At 68.4% G+C, this 15,307-nt stretch carries 13 protein-coding genes; 6 read left to right on the forward strand and 7 right to left on the reverse strand.

Features of this window, described 5'->3' with window-relative positions; genetic code table 11:
- Positions 1 to 67: 67 nt before the first annotated feature.
- Genes HLA95_RS23965 through HLA95_RS23975 form a run of 3 tightly spaced genes read right to left on the reverse strand, consistent with a single transcriptional unit; the run spans position 68 to position 2,871 of the window.
- A complete protein-coding gene (locus HLA95_RS23965) occupies positions 68 to 1,177 on the reverse strand; it encodes an ABC transporter substrate-binding protein (RefSeq protein ID WP_222184790.1) in 1,110 nt (369 codons plus the stop codon).
- A gap of 25 nt (positions 1,178 to 1,202) precedes the next feature.
- Complete coding sequence (locus tag HLA95_RS23970; protein WP_191061906.1) at positions 1,203 to 2,063, reverse strand: ABC transporter permease; 861 nt, start codon at positions 2,061 to 2,063, stop codon at positions 1,203 to 1,205.
- 13 nt (positions 2,064 to 2,076) lie between these two features.
- Positions 2,077 to 2,871, reverse strand: a complete 795-nt coding sequence (locus HLA95_RS23975; RefSeq protein ID WP_222184791.1) for an ABC transporter ATP-binding protein — start codon at positions 2,869 to 2,871, stop codon at positions 2,077 to 2,079.
- A 178-nt stretch (positions 2,872 to 3,049) separates the two neighbouring features.
- On the opposite strand from HLA95_RS23975, the gene HLA95_RS23980 reads away from it, so the two are divergent.
- Complete coding sequence (locus HLA95_RS23980) at positions 3,050 to 4,141, forward strand: Gfo/Idh/MocA family protein (RefSeq protein WP_191061340.1); 1,092 nt, start codon at positions 3,050 to 3,052, stop codon at positions 4,139 to 4,141.
- A 41-nt stretch (positions 4,142 to 4,182) separates the two neighbouring features.
- On the opposite strand, the gene HLA95_RS23985 is transcribed toward HLA95_RS23980, so the two are convergent.
- Positions 4,183 to 5,052: a metallophosphoesterase family protein gene (locus tag HLA95_RS23985; protein WP_191061339.1), complete on the reverse strand. Its 870-nt coding sequence runs from the start codon at positions 5,050 to 5,052 to the stop codon at positions 4,183 to 4,185.
- A 181-nt stretch (positions 5,053 to 5,233) separates the two neighbouring features.
- Here HLA95_RS23985 and HLA95_RS23990 point away from each other — a divergent pair, with 181 nt between their 5' ends.
- The gene (locus tag HLA95_RS23990) at positions 5,234 to 7,465 is read left to right on the forward strand and encodes an adenylate/guanylate cyclase domain-containing protein (RefSeq protein WP_255592207.1); all 2,232 of its coding nucleotides are present in this window, start codon (positions 5,234 to 5,236) and stop codon (positions 7,463 to 7,465) included.
- Positions 7,466 to 7,472: 7 nt separating this feature from the next.
- Here HLA95_RS23990 and HLA95_RS23995 read toward each other — a convergent pair whose 3' ends face one another.
- Both HLA95_RS23995 and HLA95_RS24000 read right to left on the reverse strand, forming a co-directional pair.
- Complete coding sequence (locus HLA95_RS23995) at positions 7,473 to 7,949, reverse strand: YHS domain-containing (seleno)protein (RefSeq protein WP_222184793.1); 477 nt, start codon at positions 7,947 to 7,949, stop codon at positions 7,473 to 7,475.
- 28 nt (positions 7,950 to 7,977) lie between these two features.
- Entirely contained in the window at positions 7,978 to 8,571 is a 594-nt protein-coding gene (locus HLA95_RS24000) for an ankyrin repeat domain-containing protein (protein ID WP_191059729.1), read from the reverse strand.
- Between the two features lie 398 nt (positions 8,572 to 8,969).
- Between HLA95_RS24000 and HLA95_RS24005 the strand changes: the two genes are divergently transcribed.
- Positions 8,970 to 10,193 carry a calcium-binding protein gene (locus HLA95_RS24005; RefSeq protein WP_191059730.1) on the forward strand — a complete coding sequence of 408 codons (1,224 nt, stop codon included), beginning with the start codon at positions 8,970 to 8,972 and terminating at the stop codon, positions 10,191 to 10,193.
- Between the two features lie 62 nt (positions 10,194 to 10,255).
- Here HLA95_RS24005 and HLA95_RS24010 read toward each other — a convergent pair whose 3' ends face one another.
- On the reverse strand, positions 10,256 to 10,897 hold the full coding sequence (locus HLA95_RS24010) for a trimeric intracellular cation channel family protein (RefSeq protein WP_191059731.1): 642 nt from the start codon (positions 10,895 to 10,897) through the stop codon (positions 10,256 to 10,258).
- A gap of 558 nt (positions 10,898 to 11,455) precedes the next feature.
- On the opposite strand from HLA95_RS24010, the gene HLA95_RS24015 reads away from it, so the two are divergent.
- From HLA95_RS24015 to HLA95_RS24025, 3 genes are read left to right on the forward strand one after another with little or no spacing between them, the layout of a single operon-like run.
- Positions 11,456 to 12,652, forward strand: a complete 1,197-nt coding sequence (locus HLA95_RS24015; RefSeq protein ID WP_191059732.1) for a Tm-1-like ATP-binding domain-containing protein — start codon at positions 11,456 to 11,458, stop codon at positions 12,650 to 12,652.
- Positions 12,653 to 12,663: 11 nt separating this feature from the next.
- A complete protein-coding gene (locus tag HLA95_RS24020; RefSeq protein ID WP_191059733.1) occupies positions 12,664 to 13,500 on the forward strand; it encodes a phosphoenolpyruvate hydrolase family protein in 837 nt (278 codons plus the stop codon).
- A 16-nt stretch (positions 13,501 to 13,516) separates the two neighbouring features.
- Positions 13,517 to 15,304: an ATP-binding cassette domain-containing protein gene (locus HLA95_RS24025; protein WP_222184794.1), complete on the forward strand. Its 1,788-nt coding sequence runs from the start codon at positions 13,517 to 13,519 to the stop codon at positions 15,302 to 15,304.
- The last annotated feature ends 3 nt before the right edge of the window (positions 15,305 to 15,307 follow it).

Genomic DNA, 15,307 nt, shown 5'->3' on the forward strand with positions numbered 1-15,307 from the left:
AGACCTGGGCCAAAGAGCCCGATCGGTTCAGGCTCGACCCGTCACACCACATCCCGGGACCGTACACCTAGAGCCGCGCCTGGATCGCCGCGACGTCCACCTTGCTGTAGTCCTCGGATAGCTGGAACTCGTCCGCTGCCTTCTGTACCGCGGCCTGGTCGAACTGGTTGGCCGCCGCGATATAGTCGTTCTTGCAGACGTCCTCGGCCTTCATCTCCGTGGTGATCTGCTGGATCTGGTAGATCGTGTCGAAATATCCCTGCCATTGGGCCATGTCGTGCCAGCCCCAGCCCTGGCGCTGCTCCCACGGGCCGCGGAAGATCTTGCCGAGCTGCATCATCGATTCGGTGGCGATCTCGGGTGTGAGCGTGCCGGCCAGGGCCGGGAACTGCTCCAGCACGATCTGGGTGGTGGCGCGCGGGTTCAGATGGCCGAACTCCAGGCCCATCGCCCAGACCCGGAAATAGTTCTCGTAGAGCGCCTTCTTCGCCTGGTCCTCGAAGTCCGAGCTGCGGATCACGAAGGTGTTGGCCGGGAACTTGGAGAAGTCGTAGGGCAGGATGTAGTCGTAATCCATGCCCTGGCCGAACCACTGCGCGCGCAGGCCTTCCCAGCACAGCGAGGTATCGCCCTGGCCCTGCTGCAGCGCCTGCCCCCAGATCGGGCCGGCTTCCAGATACTCGACCGAGGCGGGATCGACGCCGACCTGGGCCAGCATCGGGTCGACGATCGCCTTCCAGCCGATCGAGCCGACCAGGATCTTCTTGCCGGCCAGCTCCTTGATGTCGGCGGGCTTCTTGCCCTTCACGAAGGCGAAGCTGAACGTGTCGTAGGCGCCCATGTGGAACACGGACTTGAGCGGGATGCCCTGTTCCAGGCCGAGCGAGAACACGCCCGGGCTCGGGAAGCCGACATCGGCCTGGTCCTGGTCGACCAGCTTGATCGTGGCCGTGGCCTCCAGCGGGCCCGGCTCCAGCGTGGTCTGGATGTCGCCGAACCAGCCGAACCTCTGGGCGACCCAGTAGGGATAGTCGTCCAGCACCTCGATCGTGCCGCGCGGGCTCACCCAGCGCACCGTGTTGGTCGCCTCCTGGGCCATCAGGAAACGGGGTGCCGCTAGTGCCCCGGCCGCGGCGATGCCGAGGCCCACGAAGCTGCGCCTGTCCAGACCGAACATCGATTGCTCCCCCAACATGCGCCGGTCAGGACTCCCACCCGGCATATTTCTTACCCAGCCAATAGAAGAACACGTAGATGGAGATGCCGATGACCGCCAGGAGCACGATGCAGGCGAAGAACTGCGGCATCTGGATCAGTGACGAATAGTAGGTCAGCCGGTTGCCGAGCCCGAAGCTGCCGCCGACCATCTCCGCACCCACCGCGGTGAGCAGGCCGAAGATCGAGCCGACCATCAGGCCCACGATCACCATCGGCATCGCCATGGGAATGCGGATCTTGAGGAAGATCTGCAGGGTCGAGGCGCCGAAGCTCCGGGCCAGTGCGATCTTGGCGAGGTCGGTGCGGCGAAAGCCGGTGGCCGAGTTGATCATCACCATCGGCCCCGACGCCAGCGCCACGGCGATGATCCGCGGGCTGTAGCCGAAGCCCAGCTTCAGGATCAGCAGCGGCACCAGCGCCAGCATCGGCGTGGTCACCAGCAGCAGGATGTAGGGCGCGATGATCCGTTCCAGCAGCGGGAACTGGGTCACCAGTGCCGCCAGCACGAAGCCGACCGTGGCACCGATCGCAAAGCCGCTCAGCAGTTCCACCAGCGTGTGGCCGACATGGGGTGCCAGCAGCGGGAAGTCGCGCACCAGTGCGGTCGCGATCAGGCTGGGCGTCGGCATGATGTAGGTCGGCACTTCGTAGAGACGGAGCAGCAACTCCATCCCGCCGATCAGGGCCGCCGCGACGAAGGCGATCAGCGCCCATTCGCGGCTGGACTTGATCAGGCTGAGCTGGCCGGCCACGCCCGACCAGTTGCTGACACCGACGGCCTGGCCGTCCTCATGCTTGTCGAAGCTCGGGATGTTGTCGGCGAGCTGGCGATCGACGCTGGCCATCGGGGGCTCCTGGTCAGGCGGCGGCGGGGCGGGCCGGGGCTTTGTGCTCGATCGAGCCCTTGATCTCGGCGACCAGCTCGACGAAGTGCGGTGCGGCCTGGACCTCCAACGGCCGCGGCCTCGGAATGTCGATGTCGAAGACCTTGGACAGACGGCCGGGACGCGCCGACATCACATAGACCCGGTCGGCCAGGAACACGGCCTCCGGGATCGAATGGGTGATGAAGACGATCGTCTTCTTCGTCTCCAGCCAGATCTCCTCGATCAGCAGGTTCATCTCGTCGCGGGTAAACGCGTCGAGCGCGCCGAACGGCTCGTCCATCAGGAGCAGCGAGGGGTCGACCGAGAGTGCGCGCACGATCGAGGCACGCTGCTGCATGCCGCCGGAAAGCTCGCGCGGGTACTTGCCCTCGAACCCGGCGAGGCCCACCCGCTCCAGCAGCCGGCCGATCCGGTCCCTGGCCGGCGCCTGGCGGCGGATCTCGAACGGCAGCTCGATATTCTTCTGCAAGGAGCGCCAGGGCAGCATGTTGGCTTCCTGGAACACCATCGCGATCTGCGGCGACGGCTTCGTCACGGGTTCGCCATCCAGGAGGATGCGGCCCGACGAGAGCGCGTGAAGGCCAGCCATCGACCAGAGCAGGGTGGACTTGCCGCAGCCCGAGGGCCCGACCACGCAGATGAACTCGCCGTCCTGCACGTCCATGGAGAAGCGGTCGAGCGCATGGGTGCGGCCGGTCGGCGTGTCGTAGAACTTGCTGGCGTCCTCGACGGTCAGCTTCGGGCGCTTCGCCGTTGCCGCGCTCATTGCTTCTCCTTTTCCGGCGCGGCGTTCTTGCCGCTCTGCGCCGTCCCCCTCATGAAGTGAGGAGGTCGCAACAGTTCCCGCCTCACGTCAAGCCCGCTTGGCAACGGAAACCCGCTGTTGCAGGCCCGGGCACAGACTTTACCATCCCGGGGCCGCATGAAGACGGGGAGGGACGAGCATGGCGCCGGTGAAGGTACTGGTCGTGGGGGTCGGCAATATGGGCCTGAGCCACGCCAAGGCTTACCAGAAGCTGGACGGGTTCGAGCTGGTGGGCCTGATGAGCCGCACCATCCAGGCGAAGAAGGACAGGCTGCCGGCCGAGCTCCAGGGCGTGCCGCTCTTCCAGGACTTCGACGAGGCGCTGAAGGCGACCAGGCCCGATGCGGTCTCGATCAACACCTACCCGAACAGCCATGCCGACTACGCGATCCGCGCCATGGACGCGGGCGCGCACGTGTTCATGGAAAAGCCGATCGCGACCAATCTCGCCGATGCCGAGCGCGTGGTCGCGAAGGCCAAGGAGAAGAACCGCAAGCTGGTGCTGGGCTACATCCTGCGCGTCCACCCGGCCTGGGCGAAGTTCGTCGAGATCGGCCAGACGCTGGGCAAGCCCTTGGTCATGCGCATGAACCTGAACCAGCAGAGCTCGGGCGAGGCCTGGCCCTGGCACAAGGCACTGATGGAGAGCCTGACCCCGATCGTGGATTGCGGCGTCCACTATGTCGACGTGATGTGCCAGCTCACCCGGGCCAGGCCCGTGCGCGTCCACGGCATCGGTGCCAAGCTCTCGGCCGAGACCAAGGTCCAGAACTACGGCCACCTGCACGTGCAGTTCGACGACGGCTCGGTCGGCTGGTACGAGGCCGGATGGGGGCCGATGATGTCCGAGGTCGCCTATTTCGTGAAGGACATCGTGGGCCCGAACGGCTCGGCCAGCATCGCGTACAAGCCCCAGGAAGGGCAGAGCGAGGCCAAGCCGGACCAGATCTCGGATTCGGCCGACATCGACCAGCACACCAAGACCAACGCGATCAAGCTGCACCACGCCGAGCTGGACGAGAACAACCACTTCAAGCGCAAGGACGAGTGGATCTCCACCGAGGACGAGCCCTCGCACCAGGAGCTGTGCGATCGCGAGCAGGCCTGGTTCCTGAAGACGATCGTCGAGGACATCGATCTTTCCGAATCGATGGCCGATGCGGTCAACAGCCTGAAGATCGTGCTGGCTGCCCAGCAGTCGATCGACGAGCAGCGGTCGATCGATCTCTGAGCTTGGCCCACGTCATCCCGCGGCCCTACCGCGGGATGATGTCAGGGAGCGGGGGCGGCGGGAGCGTGTGGCGGGCCGATGCCGTCCTGCCCGACGTCTTCCAGCGGCAGCACCTGGCGCAGATAGGCCGCCATCCCGCGCTCCGGCTGCCATTGCCGGGGATAGCCCAGCGACACCTCCTCGTAGCGCACCCCGTCCAGCCAGCGCCGCTCGCGCACGTGCAGATGGCCGTGGACGCAGGCCAGCGCGTTGAACCGCCTGGGCCAGTCGGCGGTGGCCCGGGTCCCGCACCAGGGCGAAAAGCGCGGGACGCGCGGGATGCGCACCAGTTCCTCGCGCAACGGCCAATGGCTGACCAGCAGGTTGGGCAGGCCCGGCTCCAGCGCCTCCAGCCGGCGCAGGCAGGTTGCCACCAGCGCCTGGCACCAGGCAGCGCGCGAGGGATATGGGTCCGGATACAGGCGGACCTCGTCGACCGGCCAGATGTCGGCCGCCTGCGCCCAGGCGACCGCCTGGGCCGGACCCACGCCGGGCGGGGCGAAGCTGTAGTCGTAGAGGGTGAACAGCGGCACGATCCGCACCGGCCCGCCCGCCCCCGTCCAGATCGCGAACGGGTCCTCGGGCGTGAGCACGCTGTGGCTGCGCGCCAGCTCCACCAGGGCCTGGTAGCGCGCCTCGCCGCGCAGCTCCGCCTCCTCGCCGACCGCCCAGAGCTCGTGGTTGCCCGGGACCCAGATCACCCTGGCGAAGCGGCGGCGCAGGGCGGCGAAGCCTTCGCCGATTCGCCGCAGGCTCTCGGCCACGTCGCCGGCGACGATCAGCCAGTCGTCGGGAAAGTCCGGCAGGGCCGCCAGGGCGTCGCGGTTGACGGGGCTGCCGAGATGGAGGTCGCTGATCGCGAGCAGGCGCATGCGGGCCGATCTGGAGCGGTGAGAAGGTTGAGCAATTGGGGCGGGCCGGTCCGAAATGAACCGGTCCGGCACCGGCGGATGCCGAAGGCAGTGTCGCATTTGGCCTGGAAGGTCCATACTCGCCGCCCTCGATGCGCGGGAGGACGACTGGCGCAGTCGCGGGCGAGGTAGCGTGGAGCGCATGCCGCAGCCGGCCAACGACAAGGACAAGGCCCGCCCGGAGCGGCGGCTGGCCGCGATCATGGTGGCCGACGTAGTGGGCTATTCCGGCCTGGTCGAGGCGGACGAGGCCGCAGCGCTGGCCGCCGTGCGCGACCTGCGCAAGGAGGTGATCGCCCCGATCCTGGCCGAGCATCGCGGCACGATCGTCAAGCTCACCGGCGACGGCTTTTTGGCCGAGTTCGCCTCGGTGGTGGATGCGGTCCGCACCGGCGTGGCTGTGCAGCAGGCGGTGGGCCGGCTGCAGGCGGAAGTGCCGCCGGAGCGGCGCATCGTGTTCCGGATCGGGATCAACCTCGGCGACGTGGTGGTCGAGGAAGGCGATCTGTATGGCGACGCGGTCAACGTCGCCGCCCGCCTGGAGCAGCTTTGCCAGCCGGGCGGCGTGCTCCTGTCCGGTGCCGCCTACGAGCACCTGCAGGGCCGGATCGACCTGCCGCTGGACTTTGCCGGCGAGCACCAGGTCAAGAGCATCCGGCGGCCGGTGCGGACCTGGCGGGTGCGGATGGGCGGCACGCCGCCACCCGGGCGACGCCTGCCCCTGCCCCTGTCCCGACTGGGCCGGCCGACCCTGCGTTGGCTCCTCCTGGGTGCTGCCCCGGTCCTGGGCATGGTGCTGGTCCTGGCGTGGCAACTGCCGATGGAGGAATTCGGCCAGCGCACCAAGCCCACCGTCGCGGTCCTGCCGTTCACCAACATGAGCGGCTCCAGCGCCGACGATTATTTCGCCGACGGCATGACCGACGACCTGATCACCGACCTCGCCAAGCTTTCCGGCCTGTCGGTGATCGCGCGCAACTCGGTGTTCGCCTACAAGGACCAGCCGGTCCTGCTCCAGGACATCGCCCAGGAGCTGGGCGTGCGCTACGTCGTCCAGGGCAGCGTGCGCCGGTCAGGCGAGCGGGTCCGCATCAATGCCCAACTGGTCGACCCGCATACCGGCGACCAGCTCTGGGCGGCCCGCTTCGACCGGCAGGCCGGCGACGTGTTCGCCGTGCAGGACGAGGTGATCCACCGGGTGGTGGCAGCACTGGAGGTGGAGCTGACGCCACCGGAGGAACAGCGCCTCGACCGGTTCCCGACCCGGGACCTGGAGGCCTACGACTATTTCCTGCGGGCCGAGCAGGCCGCCCGGGTCGGCTCCAAGCCGCGCCTGCGCGAGGCGCTGTTCTTCTACCAGAAGGCCATCAAGGAGGATCCCGAGTTCGCCGACGCCATGGCGGCGGTCGCCCGGACCGCCACCTATGTCTGGCGCAACGATTACGACGACGTGCTGCCCGGGCCGGTGGCCCGCCAGCTCGCCTACGACATGGCCGGCCGGGCCAGCGGGCTGGACCCGGCCTCGGCGGTGCCCGATGCGGTGCTGGCGATCCTGCAGGTCGTGGACCGGCGCTATGACGAGGCGGTGGCCTCGGCCAAGCGCGCGGTGGAGCTGGGCTCCGGCGATGCCGCGGCATTCGCCACGCTGGGCTTCGTGCTGATGTTCGCCGGCGATCACCCCGGTGCGGCGGCGGCAGTCGAGCAGGCCCTGCGCCTGGACCCGAACCCTGCCACCAGCGACCGCATCACCGCCGGCCTCGCCTTCTCGCTGAACGGCGAGCATGGCCGCGCGGTCGAGGTGCTGGAGCGCGGGCATGACGTGGCCGCCCAGCTCGACGACTTCCACCTGGCGCTCGGCATCGCCTACACCCGCGCCGGCCGACTGGAGGATGGGCGCGCCGCCGTGGCCGAGGCGCGCGGGATGAGCCCGGCCTTGAACCTGGCCTTCTACCGGATCGTGCTCGACAATTTCCGCAACCCCGCCGACCTCGCCGCCATCCTGGAGGCGCTGCGCCTGGCGGGCCTGCCGCAATGGCCCAGCGGGTTCGAGCCGGGCGAGGCGGTCCAGCTCACCGGTGCCGAGATCTCCGCCGTGGCGCTGGGCCGGACCTGGCAGGGCATGACCGACGAGAACGAGCCGGCGATCCTGCAGATCGACCCCAACGGGCGGATGGCCTACCGCACGCCGCGCCAGTTCCTGACCGGCCACTCCTATGTCGAGAACGGGCTGCTCTGCGAGAAGAGCGACAACGTGCTGATGGGCCGAGCCTGCTGCGGCCCGGTCTACCGGCTGCCCGTCGGGACGCGGGAGGACGGGCTGGACTATGTCTATGCCAACGCTTCCCGCGTCCTCTGGTTCACCCAAGCCGAGTGAGCGCCGGTCAGCGATAGGGCTCCTGCTCGAGCTCCGCCTTGACCTGCGGCCAGTTGGCCTCGGCCTTGGACAGATATTCCTCGGGGTTGGAAGCGAACTCGTCGGCGAAGCCCTGATCGTAGCTGAGGTACAGCTTGCCGTCGACGATCCGCCAGGCATGCGGGTCGATGCTGACCGTCACCCCGTCCGCGGCCATCTCGCCCACGCAGTAGCCGCCATATTGCGGCGCGTAGCGCTCCGGATTCTCCTTGAACATGTCCCGGTGCTCGGCACTGGCGAAATGCCAGGGCGCACCCAGCCAGCGATAGGTGAACTCCGGCGAGCCCTTCACCGGCCGGCCCTCGGTGAAATAGGCGACCGGGTCATAGCCCATGATCGCAACGCCGCCGAAATAGCCGGTATTGACCGCACTCCCGGCCAGCGCGCCGCCGGCCAGGGCCAGGACCCCGGCCGCCACCGCGCCTAAGACACACCCACTCCTCATCCTTGTCCGCCACATCGATCCCACTCCGTCACTTCTGTGCCTCGAGGCATTGCTGATAGGGCGCCTGTCCCATGACGTCCGCCGGCTGGCAGGCGGCACCGTGCTGCACCAGCAGCGTCACCACCTGGTCGTGGCTGCGCCACAGCGCATGGGTGAGCGGCGTGTAGCCGTCCCGCTCGGGCGCCTCGACCGGCGCCCCCTGCTCGATCAGCAGCCGGACGACGTCGACGGCACCCTCCTGTGCCGCCACCATGAGCGGCGTGACCCCGGCCTTGTTGGCCGCATCGTCGCGGGGCGCCCCGCGTTCGAGCAGCAGGGTCACCACCGGCACGCTGCCCCCGTAGGCCGCCGCATGCAGCGGCGTGAACCCGCCGGCATTGCGCGCGACCGGATCGGCGCCGTGGTCCAGCAACACGCGCGCGACCTCCGCCTGGCCGGCCAGGGCTGCCAGGATCAGCGGCGTTTCCGCATTGTCCCCGGGCGCGTCGACCGCTTCCCCCGCCTCCAGCAGGCGAACCGTCGCCGCCACGTCCCCGCGCGTGGCCGCGTCATGCAGATCCCCGGCCAGAGCAGGCCAGGCAATGCCGGAAACGATCACGGAAATGACGACGCGCCAGAACATGAGCGTCTCTCCACCTGATCGCGGCAGTTTACCTTGAACAGGCCAGTTTCGAAAGACCGTGTTCTACGCAGGAGCAGTGCTCTGCGCACAATGAGCCGGCGGATCATTCACCCATTATTTCCGGCAAGTCATCGCGGAGGGGCGGAGAACGATGTGGCGCGGTGGCTGGAATCCCGCCGTCAGATCGGGAAAGGCCGGGCGCATCTCCTGAGGCCTGTTGGCTATCAAGAAGATGCCGCAGAAGAAGCTTCCAGAATAAGAAGTCTTTCCTCGATATGGTCCGGATGGTGAGCCAGGAGAATGCCAGCATCCTCTTCGCATCTATCTGAAGGTATGTTAGATATTAGAATTCTATCTCTTGGTGAATTTTCGACTCACTCCAAGAGGAGCATCCGGCAATGGCAGACATCACTGGCACCCGTCAGGCCGAGATTCTGATCGGCACCCGCTTCACCGATGTCGTCTGGGCGGGCGGCGGCGACGACCGGATCAGCGGCCTGGAGGCCCGCGATCGCCTCTATGGGCAGGCCGGCCAGGATTCGATCTATGGCGGCGACGGCAACGACCGGATCGGGGGCGGCGACGGCAACGACCGGCTGTTCGGGGACCCGGGCGACGACACCCTGATGGGGGATGGCGGGCGCGACTATCTCTGGGGAGCGTCCGGCAACGACCAGCTGGCGGGTGGCGATGGCGATGACGTGCTGCGCGGGAATTCGGGCGACGACGTGCTGCGTGGCAACAGCGGCAACGACCTGCTGGAGGGCTTGGCAGGCAACGACCTGCTCTATGGCGGTCCCGGCGTCGACCGATTCGACGGCGGCGAGGGAATCGACACCGTGTCCTTCTTCGAGGAAACGAACGGCGTGTACGTCCACCTGGGCGGGCAATATGTCGCCGACGGTCATCCCGAGGAGGTGTTCGACGTCACCTACGAGAATCTCAAGGCGGTCGAGCGGGTGCGCGGCAGCACCCATGACGACCATCTGATCGCGGTCGAGGATCCGGAGCTGGACCGGCAGACGGTGACCACGCCCGTCTCGCTGTTCGGCCTGGAAGGCGACGACCGCATCTTCGGCGGGTATTTCGACGACGAGCTGGAAGGCAATGACGGGGACGACCACATCGACGGTCTCGACGGCAACGACATGATCGACGGCGGCGACGGCAGCGACTTCCTGGCCGGAGGCGATGGCGACGATCGTCTGACCGGAGGTGCCGGCGCCGACATCTTCAGCTTCGGGATATGGCGAGACCCGGAGGGCGTGGCGGACAGATCGGGGCATGTCACCGTCACGGACTTCCGCCATGGCGAGGACACCCTCCGCTGGGCGGCCGGCGTCGGCCATGCGATCATCGATGGCGAGGCCGTGGCCGGCGTCGTGCTCCGGCATGACGAGCTCTTCGATGCGCTCGACAGCAATGGGGACGGCAGGATCAGCGGCCTGGACCAGTTCGCCGACAGCAGCTTGATCGAGGGCGTGCGCAGCCTCACGGTGGACGTTTCGGCGCCCCTCGACGACCGGCTGGACGATCGGCATGAGCTGAAAGGCGAACTCGGCGGCGACCTGCTCACGCTGCTCGGCATAAGCAGCCTGCAGAGTCAGGACATTGCATCCTGACGGTTGGGCATTCTGACGGGTGGCCGCGGGATATGTGGAACGGGCAGAGGTCGCGCCCGAACTCAGTCCCAGCGGCCCTGGTAGGAGAAGATCGGCAGCCTCCAGCCGCCCCAGATGGCCAGCAGGCGCAGCGCCAGGCCGCCGGCGAAGCTGATCGCAGTGTTCAGGTCGGTATCGACGCCGAATGCCTGCAGGCCGAGGAACAGGACGCAGGTGGCGAGCGAGACGCTGGCATAGAGTTCGCGCTGGAACACCACCGGCACCTGGTTGCACAGCACGTCGCGCAGGATGCCGCCGCAGATGCCGGTGATCATGCCGGACATGACGACGACCACGCTCGGATAGTCCATCGCCATGCCGACGCTGCAGCCGATCAGCGAGAACGCGATCAGGCCCATGGCGTCGAGCACCAGGAAGAGGCGCTTCAGATTGTGCATGAAGGACGCGACCACCGGGGTCAGCAGCCCGGCGGAGATCACCAGGTAGACATATTCGGGGTGCTGGGTCCAGCCGATGGGGAACCGGCCGAGGGTCAGGTCCCGGATGGTGCCGCCGCCCAGCGCCGTGACGAAGGCGATTACGGCGACGCCGAAAATGTCCATGTCGCGCCGCCCGGCTGCGAGCGCGCCCGACATCGCCTCGGCCGTGATCGCGACCAGGTAGATGACGAACAGGACGGTTTCCGAAGGCAGGAACGGGTACATGGGAGAGGTTCCGGCTAGAGCCAGGACACGCCGTGCTTACGGATCCTGATGTGCCTCTCCCTCCGTCCGGTCAGCCGGGCACCCGGGCCTGCTTGGACGGCACACGAGGTCTCGGCGGTCAGCATCCCCGGGCGATCGTGCGAGTTCACGCTCTCGGCAAGGGGACGCCGGCTCGATATCAGGCAACCTTCGTCGGATGGTGCCCTCGCCGCCCTGGCCGGCAGGAAACACCGAAATAGCCAAAAAGTTCCTGGAAAATCGAACAGGCCGCTCCCCCAGAGGGAAGCGGCCTGCCGAGATACTGCGTCAGTGTCCTGTTACGGACGAGACTCGAAGGACGTCAGTTGCTCACGGAGAACGTGACCGACATCGTCTCAGCAGTAACGGACACCCGAACGCTCGACATCGGATCACCTCCTTTCCTGGTTGCCAACTGACCTCACTGGAACATGAGTTCCGGTCGTTGTCAACTTCCAGGTGAGTGCCGAATGCGTGATTGCGGCTTTCCGGCGACGATGGCCGGGTCTATCTGGTCGTTCGGCAACAGGGAGGCAGACGGTGAACAAGGCCTATGTGGCCGGGACCCTCGACACCAAGGGCCCGGAGCTGCGCTATCTGCGCGACCTGCTGGCGGCGGCGGGCGTGCCGGCGGTGCTGGTCGATGTGGGCACCGCCCGCCCTGGCGAGGGCGCGGACATCACTGCCAGTGAGGTGGCCTCCTGCCATCCAGGCGGCGCGGATGCCGTCTTCACCGGCGATCGCGGCAGTGCCGTGGCGGCGATGGCCGAGGCGTTCGCGCACTTCCTCCAGGGCCGGACCGATCTCGGCGGGGTGATCGGTGCCGGCGGCTCGGGCAACACCACGATCGTGTCTGCCGGGATGCGCGCCCTGCCGATAGGCACGCCCAAGGTCCTGGTCAGCACGCTGGGCTCGGGCGACGTACGCCCCTATGTGGGCGCCTCCGACATCTGCATGATGAACGCGGTCACCGACGTGCAGGGGATCAACTCGATCAGCCGCACCGTGCTGGGCAACGCCGCCCATGCCCTGGCCGGCATGATGCGGCACCGCGTCCCGGCACCGGACGTGGCCGACAAGCCGGCGGTGGCCCTGTCCATGTTCGGGGTGACCACGCCCTGCGTGCAGGCGGTGGCTGCGGCCCTGGAGGACCGGTTCGACTGCCTGGTGTTCCATGCCACCGGCACGGGCGGCCAGGCCATGGAGAAGCTGGTCGACAGCGGCCTGGTCCGGGCGCTGGTCGACGTGACCACGACCGAGATCGCCGACGAGATGGTGGGCGGCATTCTCAGCGCCGGGCCGGAGCGGCTGGACGCGGTGATCCGGACCGGCGTGCCCTGGATCGGGTCGGTGGGCGCCCTCGACATGGTGAACTTCGGCCCGCGGGCCAGCGTCCCCGAGCGCTTCGCCGGCCGCCAGCTCTACATCCACAACCCGACCGTGACCCTGATGCGCACCACGCCCGAGGAGAACGCCCAAATCGGCGCCTGGCTGGTGGCGAAGATCAACCGGATGAGGGGGCCGGTCCGCTTCCTCCTGCCGCTGGGCGGCGTGTCGGTGATCGACGTGCCGGGCATGCCGTTCCACGACCCGGAGGCCGACCAGGCCCTGTTCCAGGCGATCCGCTCCGGCTGGCAGGAGGCACCCGGCCGGGAGCTGATCGAGCTGCCCCATGCGCTCAACGACCCGGCATTCGCCGCAGCCCTCGTCGATTGCTTTCACCAGATCGTCCGCTGAAGAGGCCCGCCATGCCCCGTTTCGAACGTGCCGCCCTGCTCGAGCGCTTCCGTGCCCTGATCGAGAAGAAGGTCCCGATCGTGGGCGGCGGTGCCGGCACCGGCCTGTCCGCCAAGTGCGAGGAGGCCGGCGGCATCGACCTGATCGTGATCTACAATTCCGGCCGCTACCGCATGGCCGGCCGCGGCTCGCTGGCCGGCATGATGGCCTATGGCAACGCCAACGACATCGTGGTCGAGATGGCGCGCGAGGTGCTGCCGGTGGTGAAGCACACCCCGGTGCTGGCCGGGGTGAACGGCACCGACCCGTTCATGATCCGCGACAAGTTCCTGCGCGACCTGAAGGAGCTGGGCTTCTCCGGCATCCAGAACTTCCCGACCGTGGGCCTGTTCGACGGCCGGATCCGGGTGAACCTGGAAGAGACCGGCATGGGCTACGGGCTGGAGGTCGACCTGGTCCGCGCCGCGCATGAGCAGGACATGCTGACCACGCCCTATGTGTTCAACGAGGACGAGGCGGTGGCGATGACCGAGGCCGGTGCCGACATCATCGTGGTCCATTTCGGGCTGACCACCGGCGGGGCGATCGGGGCGGAGACCGCGGTGAAGCTGGAGGACACGCCCGGCCTGATCGACCAGTGGGCGGAGGCCGCGCGGCGGGTGCGCAAGGAAGTGATCGTGCTCTGCCATGGCGGCCCGATCTCGGAGCCGGAGGACGCCCAGTACGTTCTGTCCCGGAGCCGGCAGTGCAACGGCTTCTACGGCGCTTCCTCGATGGAGCGCCTGCCGACCGAGCGGGCGCTGACCGAGCAGACCCGCAAGTTCAAGGCGGTCACCTTCGGCGGATAGGCAACGGGCAGGGCGATTGGACAGCGGGCAGCGGATCGAGCCGTTCTGGAAGAGCCTGGCCCAGGCCGGCCGGTCGGTCTGGGCGCTGCTCAGCCGGGGCCAGCGCTGGCGGGTGGCGCTCGTGGTGGTGCTGGTGTCGCTGGGTGCCGGCCTCCAGGCGGTCTCGCCGCTGGCCCTCGGCCGCGCGGTGGACGACCTGACGGCGCAGGACGCAGCCGGCGCCGGCTTGGCGGTCGCTGCCTATGCCCTGCTGCTGGGTCTCGCCCGCGCGTCGCGCCATGCGATGTTCTACCTCTATGGCGGGGTGATGCGCTTCGTCGAGCGCAGCATGGCGCAGCAGACCTATGCCCATGTCCTGGACCTGCCGCACGCCTTCCATCTCGGCAGGCGCACCGGCGAGCTCAACCGGGTGGTCTCGGACGGCTTGCTCGGCTGGCGGCGGATCCTGGACGCGATGGTCCACTCGGTGTTGCCGTTCGTGGTCGAGGTCGGCGCCACGCTGGCCGTCCTGCTCACCGTCGACATCCCGCCCGCCATCCTCCTGGTGCTGCTGGGCTTCATGCTGGCCTACGGCTTTGTGTTCTACCGGGGCCTCGCCCGCCAGCGCGCGCAGCACCTGGCGGCCTCCACCGGCGATGCCGCCGCCATGGGGGTGGCGACCGACGCGCTGCTCAACCACGAGACGGTGAAGCTGTTCGGCCGCGGCGACTGGGTGGTTGGCCAGCTCCGTGCCTCCCTGGAGCAGGGCAGCCTCGCCTGGCTGCGCTACTACCGGACCACTGCCGGCAACGGCATCCTCCTGGCGCTGATCTTCGCGATCGCCATGGGCCTGGCGCTGTGGCTGGCGGCACGGGAGACCGCCGCGGGAGCGCTCACCCCTGGCGGCTTCGTCCTGATCAACGCCTATGTCCTGCAGGTGATCGGCCCGGTCGAGCGGCTGGGCCACATGGCGCGCGAGTTCACCCAGGCGCTCGACCTAACCCACCGGCTCCGCGCCCTGCTGGGCGAGCCCACCGAGAGCCTCCTTTCCGCCGGGACGCGCGACCTGCCGCCGGGCGGCCCGGTGGCGGTGCGGGCACAAACGCTGACCTTCGGCTACGATCCGCGCCGCCCGGTGCTGCGCGGCATCGACCTCGACATCCCGGCCGGGCGCACGCTCGCCGTGGTCGGGCGCAGCGGCTCGGGCAAGTCGACGCTGGCCCGCATGCTGTTCCGCCTCTACCAGCCGACCGGCGGGACGATCACGATCGACGGCATCCCGATCGGCGAGATCCGCCTTGCCAGCCTGCGGGATGCCATCGCGGTGGTGCCGCAGGACACGGTGCTGTTCCACGACACGCTGGAAAGCAACGTGGCGTTCGGCCGGCTGGGCGCCAGCCCGGCCGAGCTCGAGCAGGCCGCGCGCATTGCCGGGCTGGACCGGGTGGTGGCAGCCCTGCCGGATGGCTGGGCCACGGTGGTGGGCGAGCGCGGCCTGCGCCTGTCCGGCGGCGAGAAGCAGCGCGTGGCGATCGCCCGCGCCGTCCTCAAGCGCCCGCGCCTGTTCGTCCTGGACGAGGCCACCTCCTCGCTCGACACCCGCACCGAGCGCGCCATCCAGGAAAGCCTGAACGCCGCCGCGGAAGGCGTCACCACGCTGATCATCGCGCACCGGCTTTCCACCGTGCGCGACGCCCATGAGATCATCGTGCTCGACGAGGGCCGGGTGATCGAGCGCGGCACCCATGCGGAGCTGCTGGCCAAAGGCGGGGCCTATGCCGCGCTCTGGCGCGTCCAGCAGCAGGAGGACGCAGTGGAGGCGTGAGCG

This window comes from Geminicoccus harenae (assembly GCF_019800005.1).
GTDB classification, from domain to species: domain Bacteria; phylum Pseudomonadota; class Alphaproteobacteria; order Geminicoccales; family Geminicoccaceae; genus Geminicoccus; species Geminicoccus harenae.

What these genes read in the sequence shown, in the direction of transcription:
- HLA95_RS23965 (WP_222184790.1), bottom strand. Translation starts at nt 1,177, where the DNA reads ATGTTCGGTCTGGACAGGCGCAGCTTCGTGGGCCTCGGCATCGCCGCG.
- HLA95_RS23970 (WP_191061906.1), bottom strand. Translation starts at nt 2,063, where the DNA reads ATGGCCAGCGTCGATCGCCAGCTCGCCGACAACATCCCGAGCTTCGAC.
- HLA95_RS23975 (WP_222184791.1), bottom strand. Translation starts at nt 2,871, where the DNA reads ATGAGCGCGGCAACGGCGAAGCGCCCGAAGCTGACCGTCGAGGACGCC.
- HLA95_RS23980 (WP_191061340.1), top strand. Translation starts at nt 3,050, where the DNA reads ATGGCGCCGGTGAAGGTACTGGTCGTGGGGGTCGGCAATATGGGCCTG.
- HLA95_RS23985 (WP_191061339.1), bottom strand. Translation starts at nt 5,052, where the DNA reads ATGCGCCTGCTCGCGATCAGCGACCTCCATCTCGGCAGCCCCGTCAAC.
- HLA95_RS23990 (WP_255592207.1), top strand. Translation starts at nt 5,234, where the DNA reads ATGCCGCAGCCGGCCAACGACAAGGACAAGGCCCGCCCGGAGCGGCGG.
- HLA95_RS23995 (WP_222184793.1), bottom strand. Translation starts at nt 7,949, where the DNA reads ATGAGGAGTGGGTGTGTCTTAGGCGCGGTGGCGGCCGGGGTCCTGGCC.
- HLA95_RS24000 (WP_191059729.1), bottom strand. Translation starts at nt 8,571, where the DNA reads ATGTTCTGGCGCGTCGTCATTTCCGTGATCGTTTCCGGCATTGCCTGG.
- HLA95_RS24005 (WP_191059730.1), top strand. Translation starts at nt 8,970, where the DNA reads ATGGCAGACATCACTGGCACCCGTCAGGCCGAGATTCTGATCGGCACC.
- HLA95_RS24010 (WP_191059731.1), bottom strand. Translation starts at nt 10,897, where the DNA reads ATGTACCCGTTCCTGCCTTCGGAAACCGTCCTGTTCGTCATCTACCTG.
- HLA95_RS24020 (WP_191059733.1), top strand. Translation starts at nt 12,664, where the DNA reads ATGCCCCGTTTCGAACGTGCCGCCCTGCTCGAGCGCTTCCGTGCCCTG.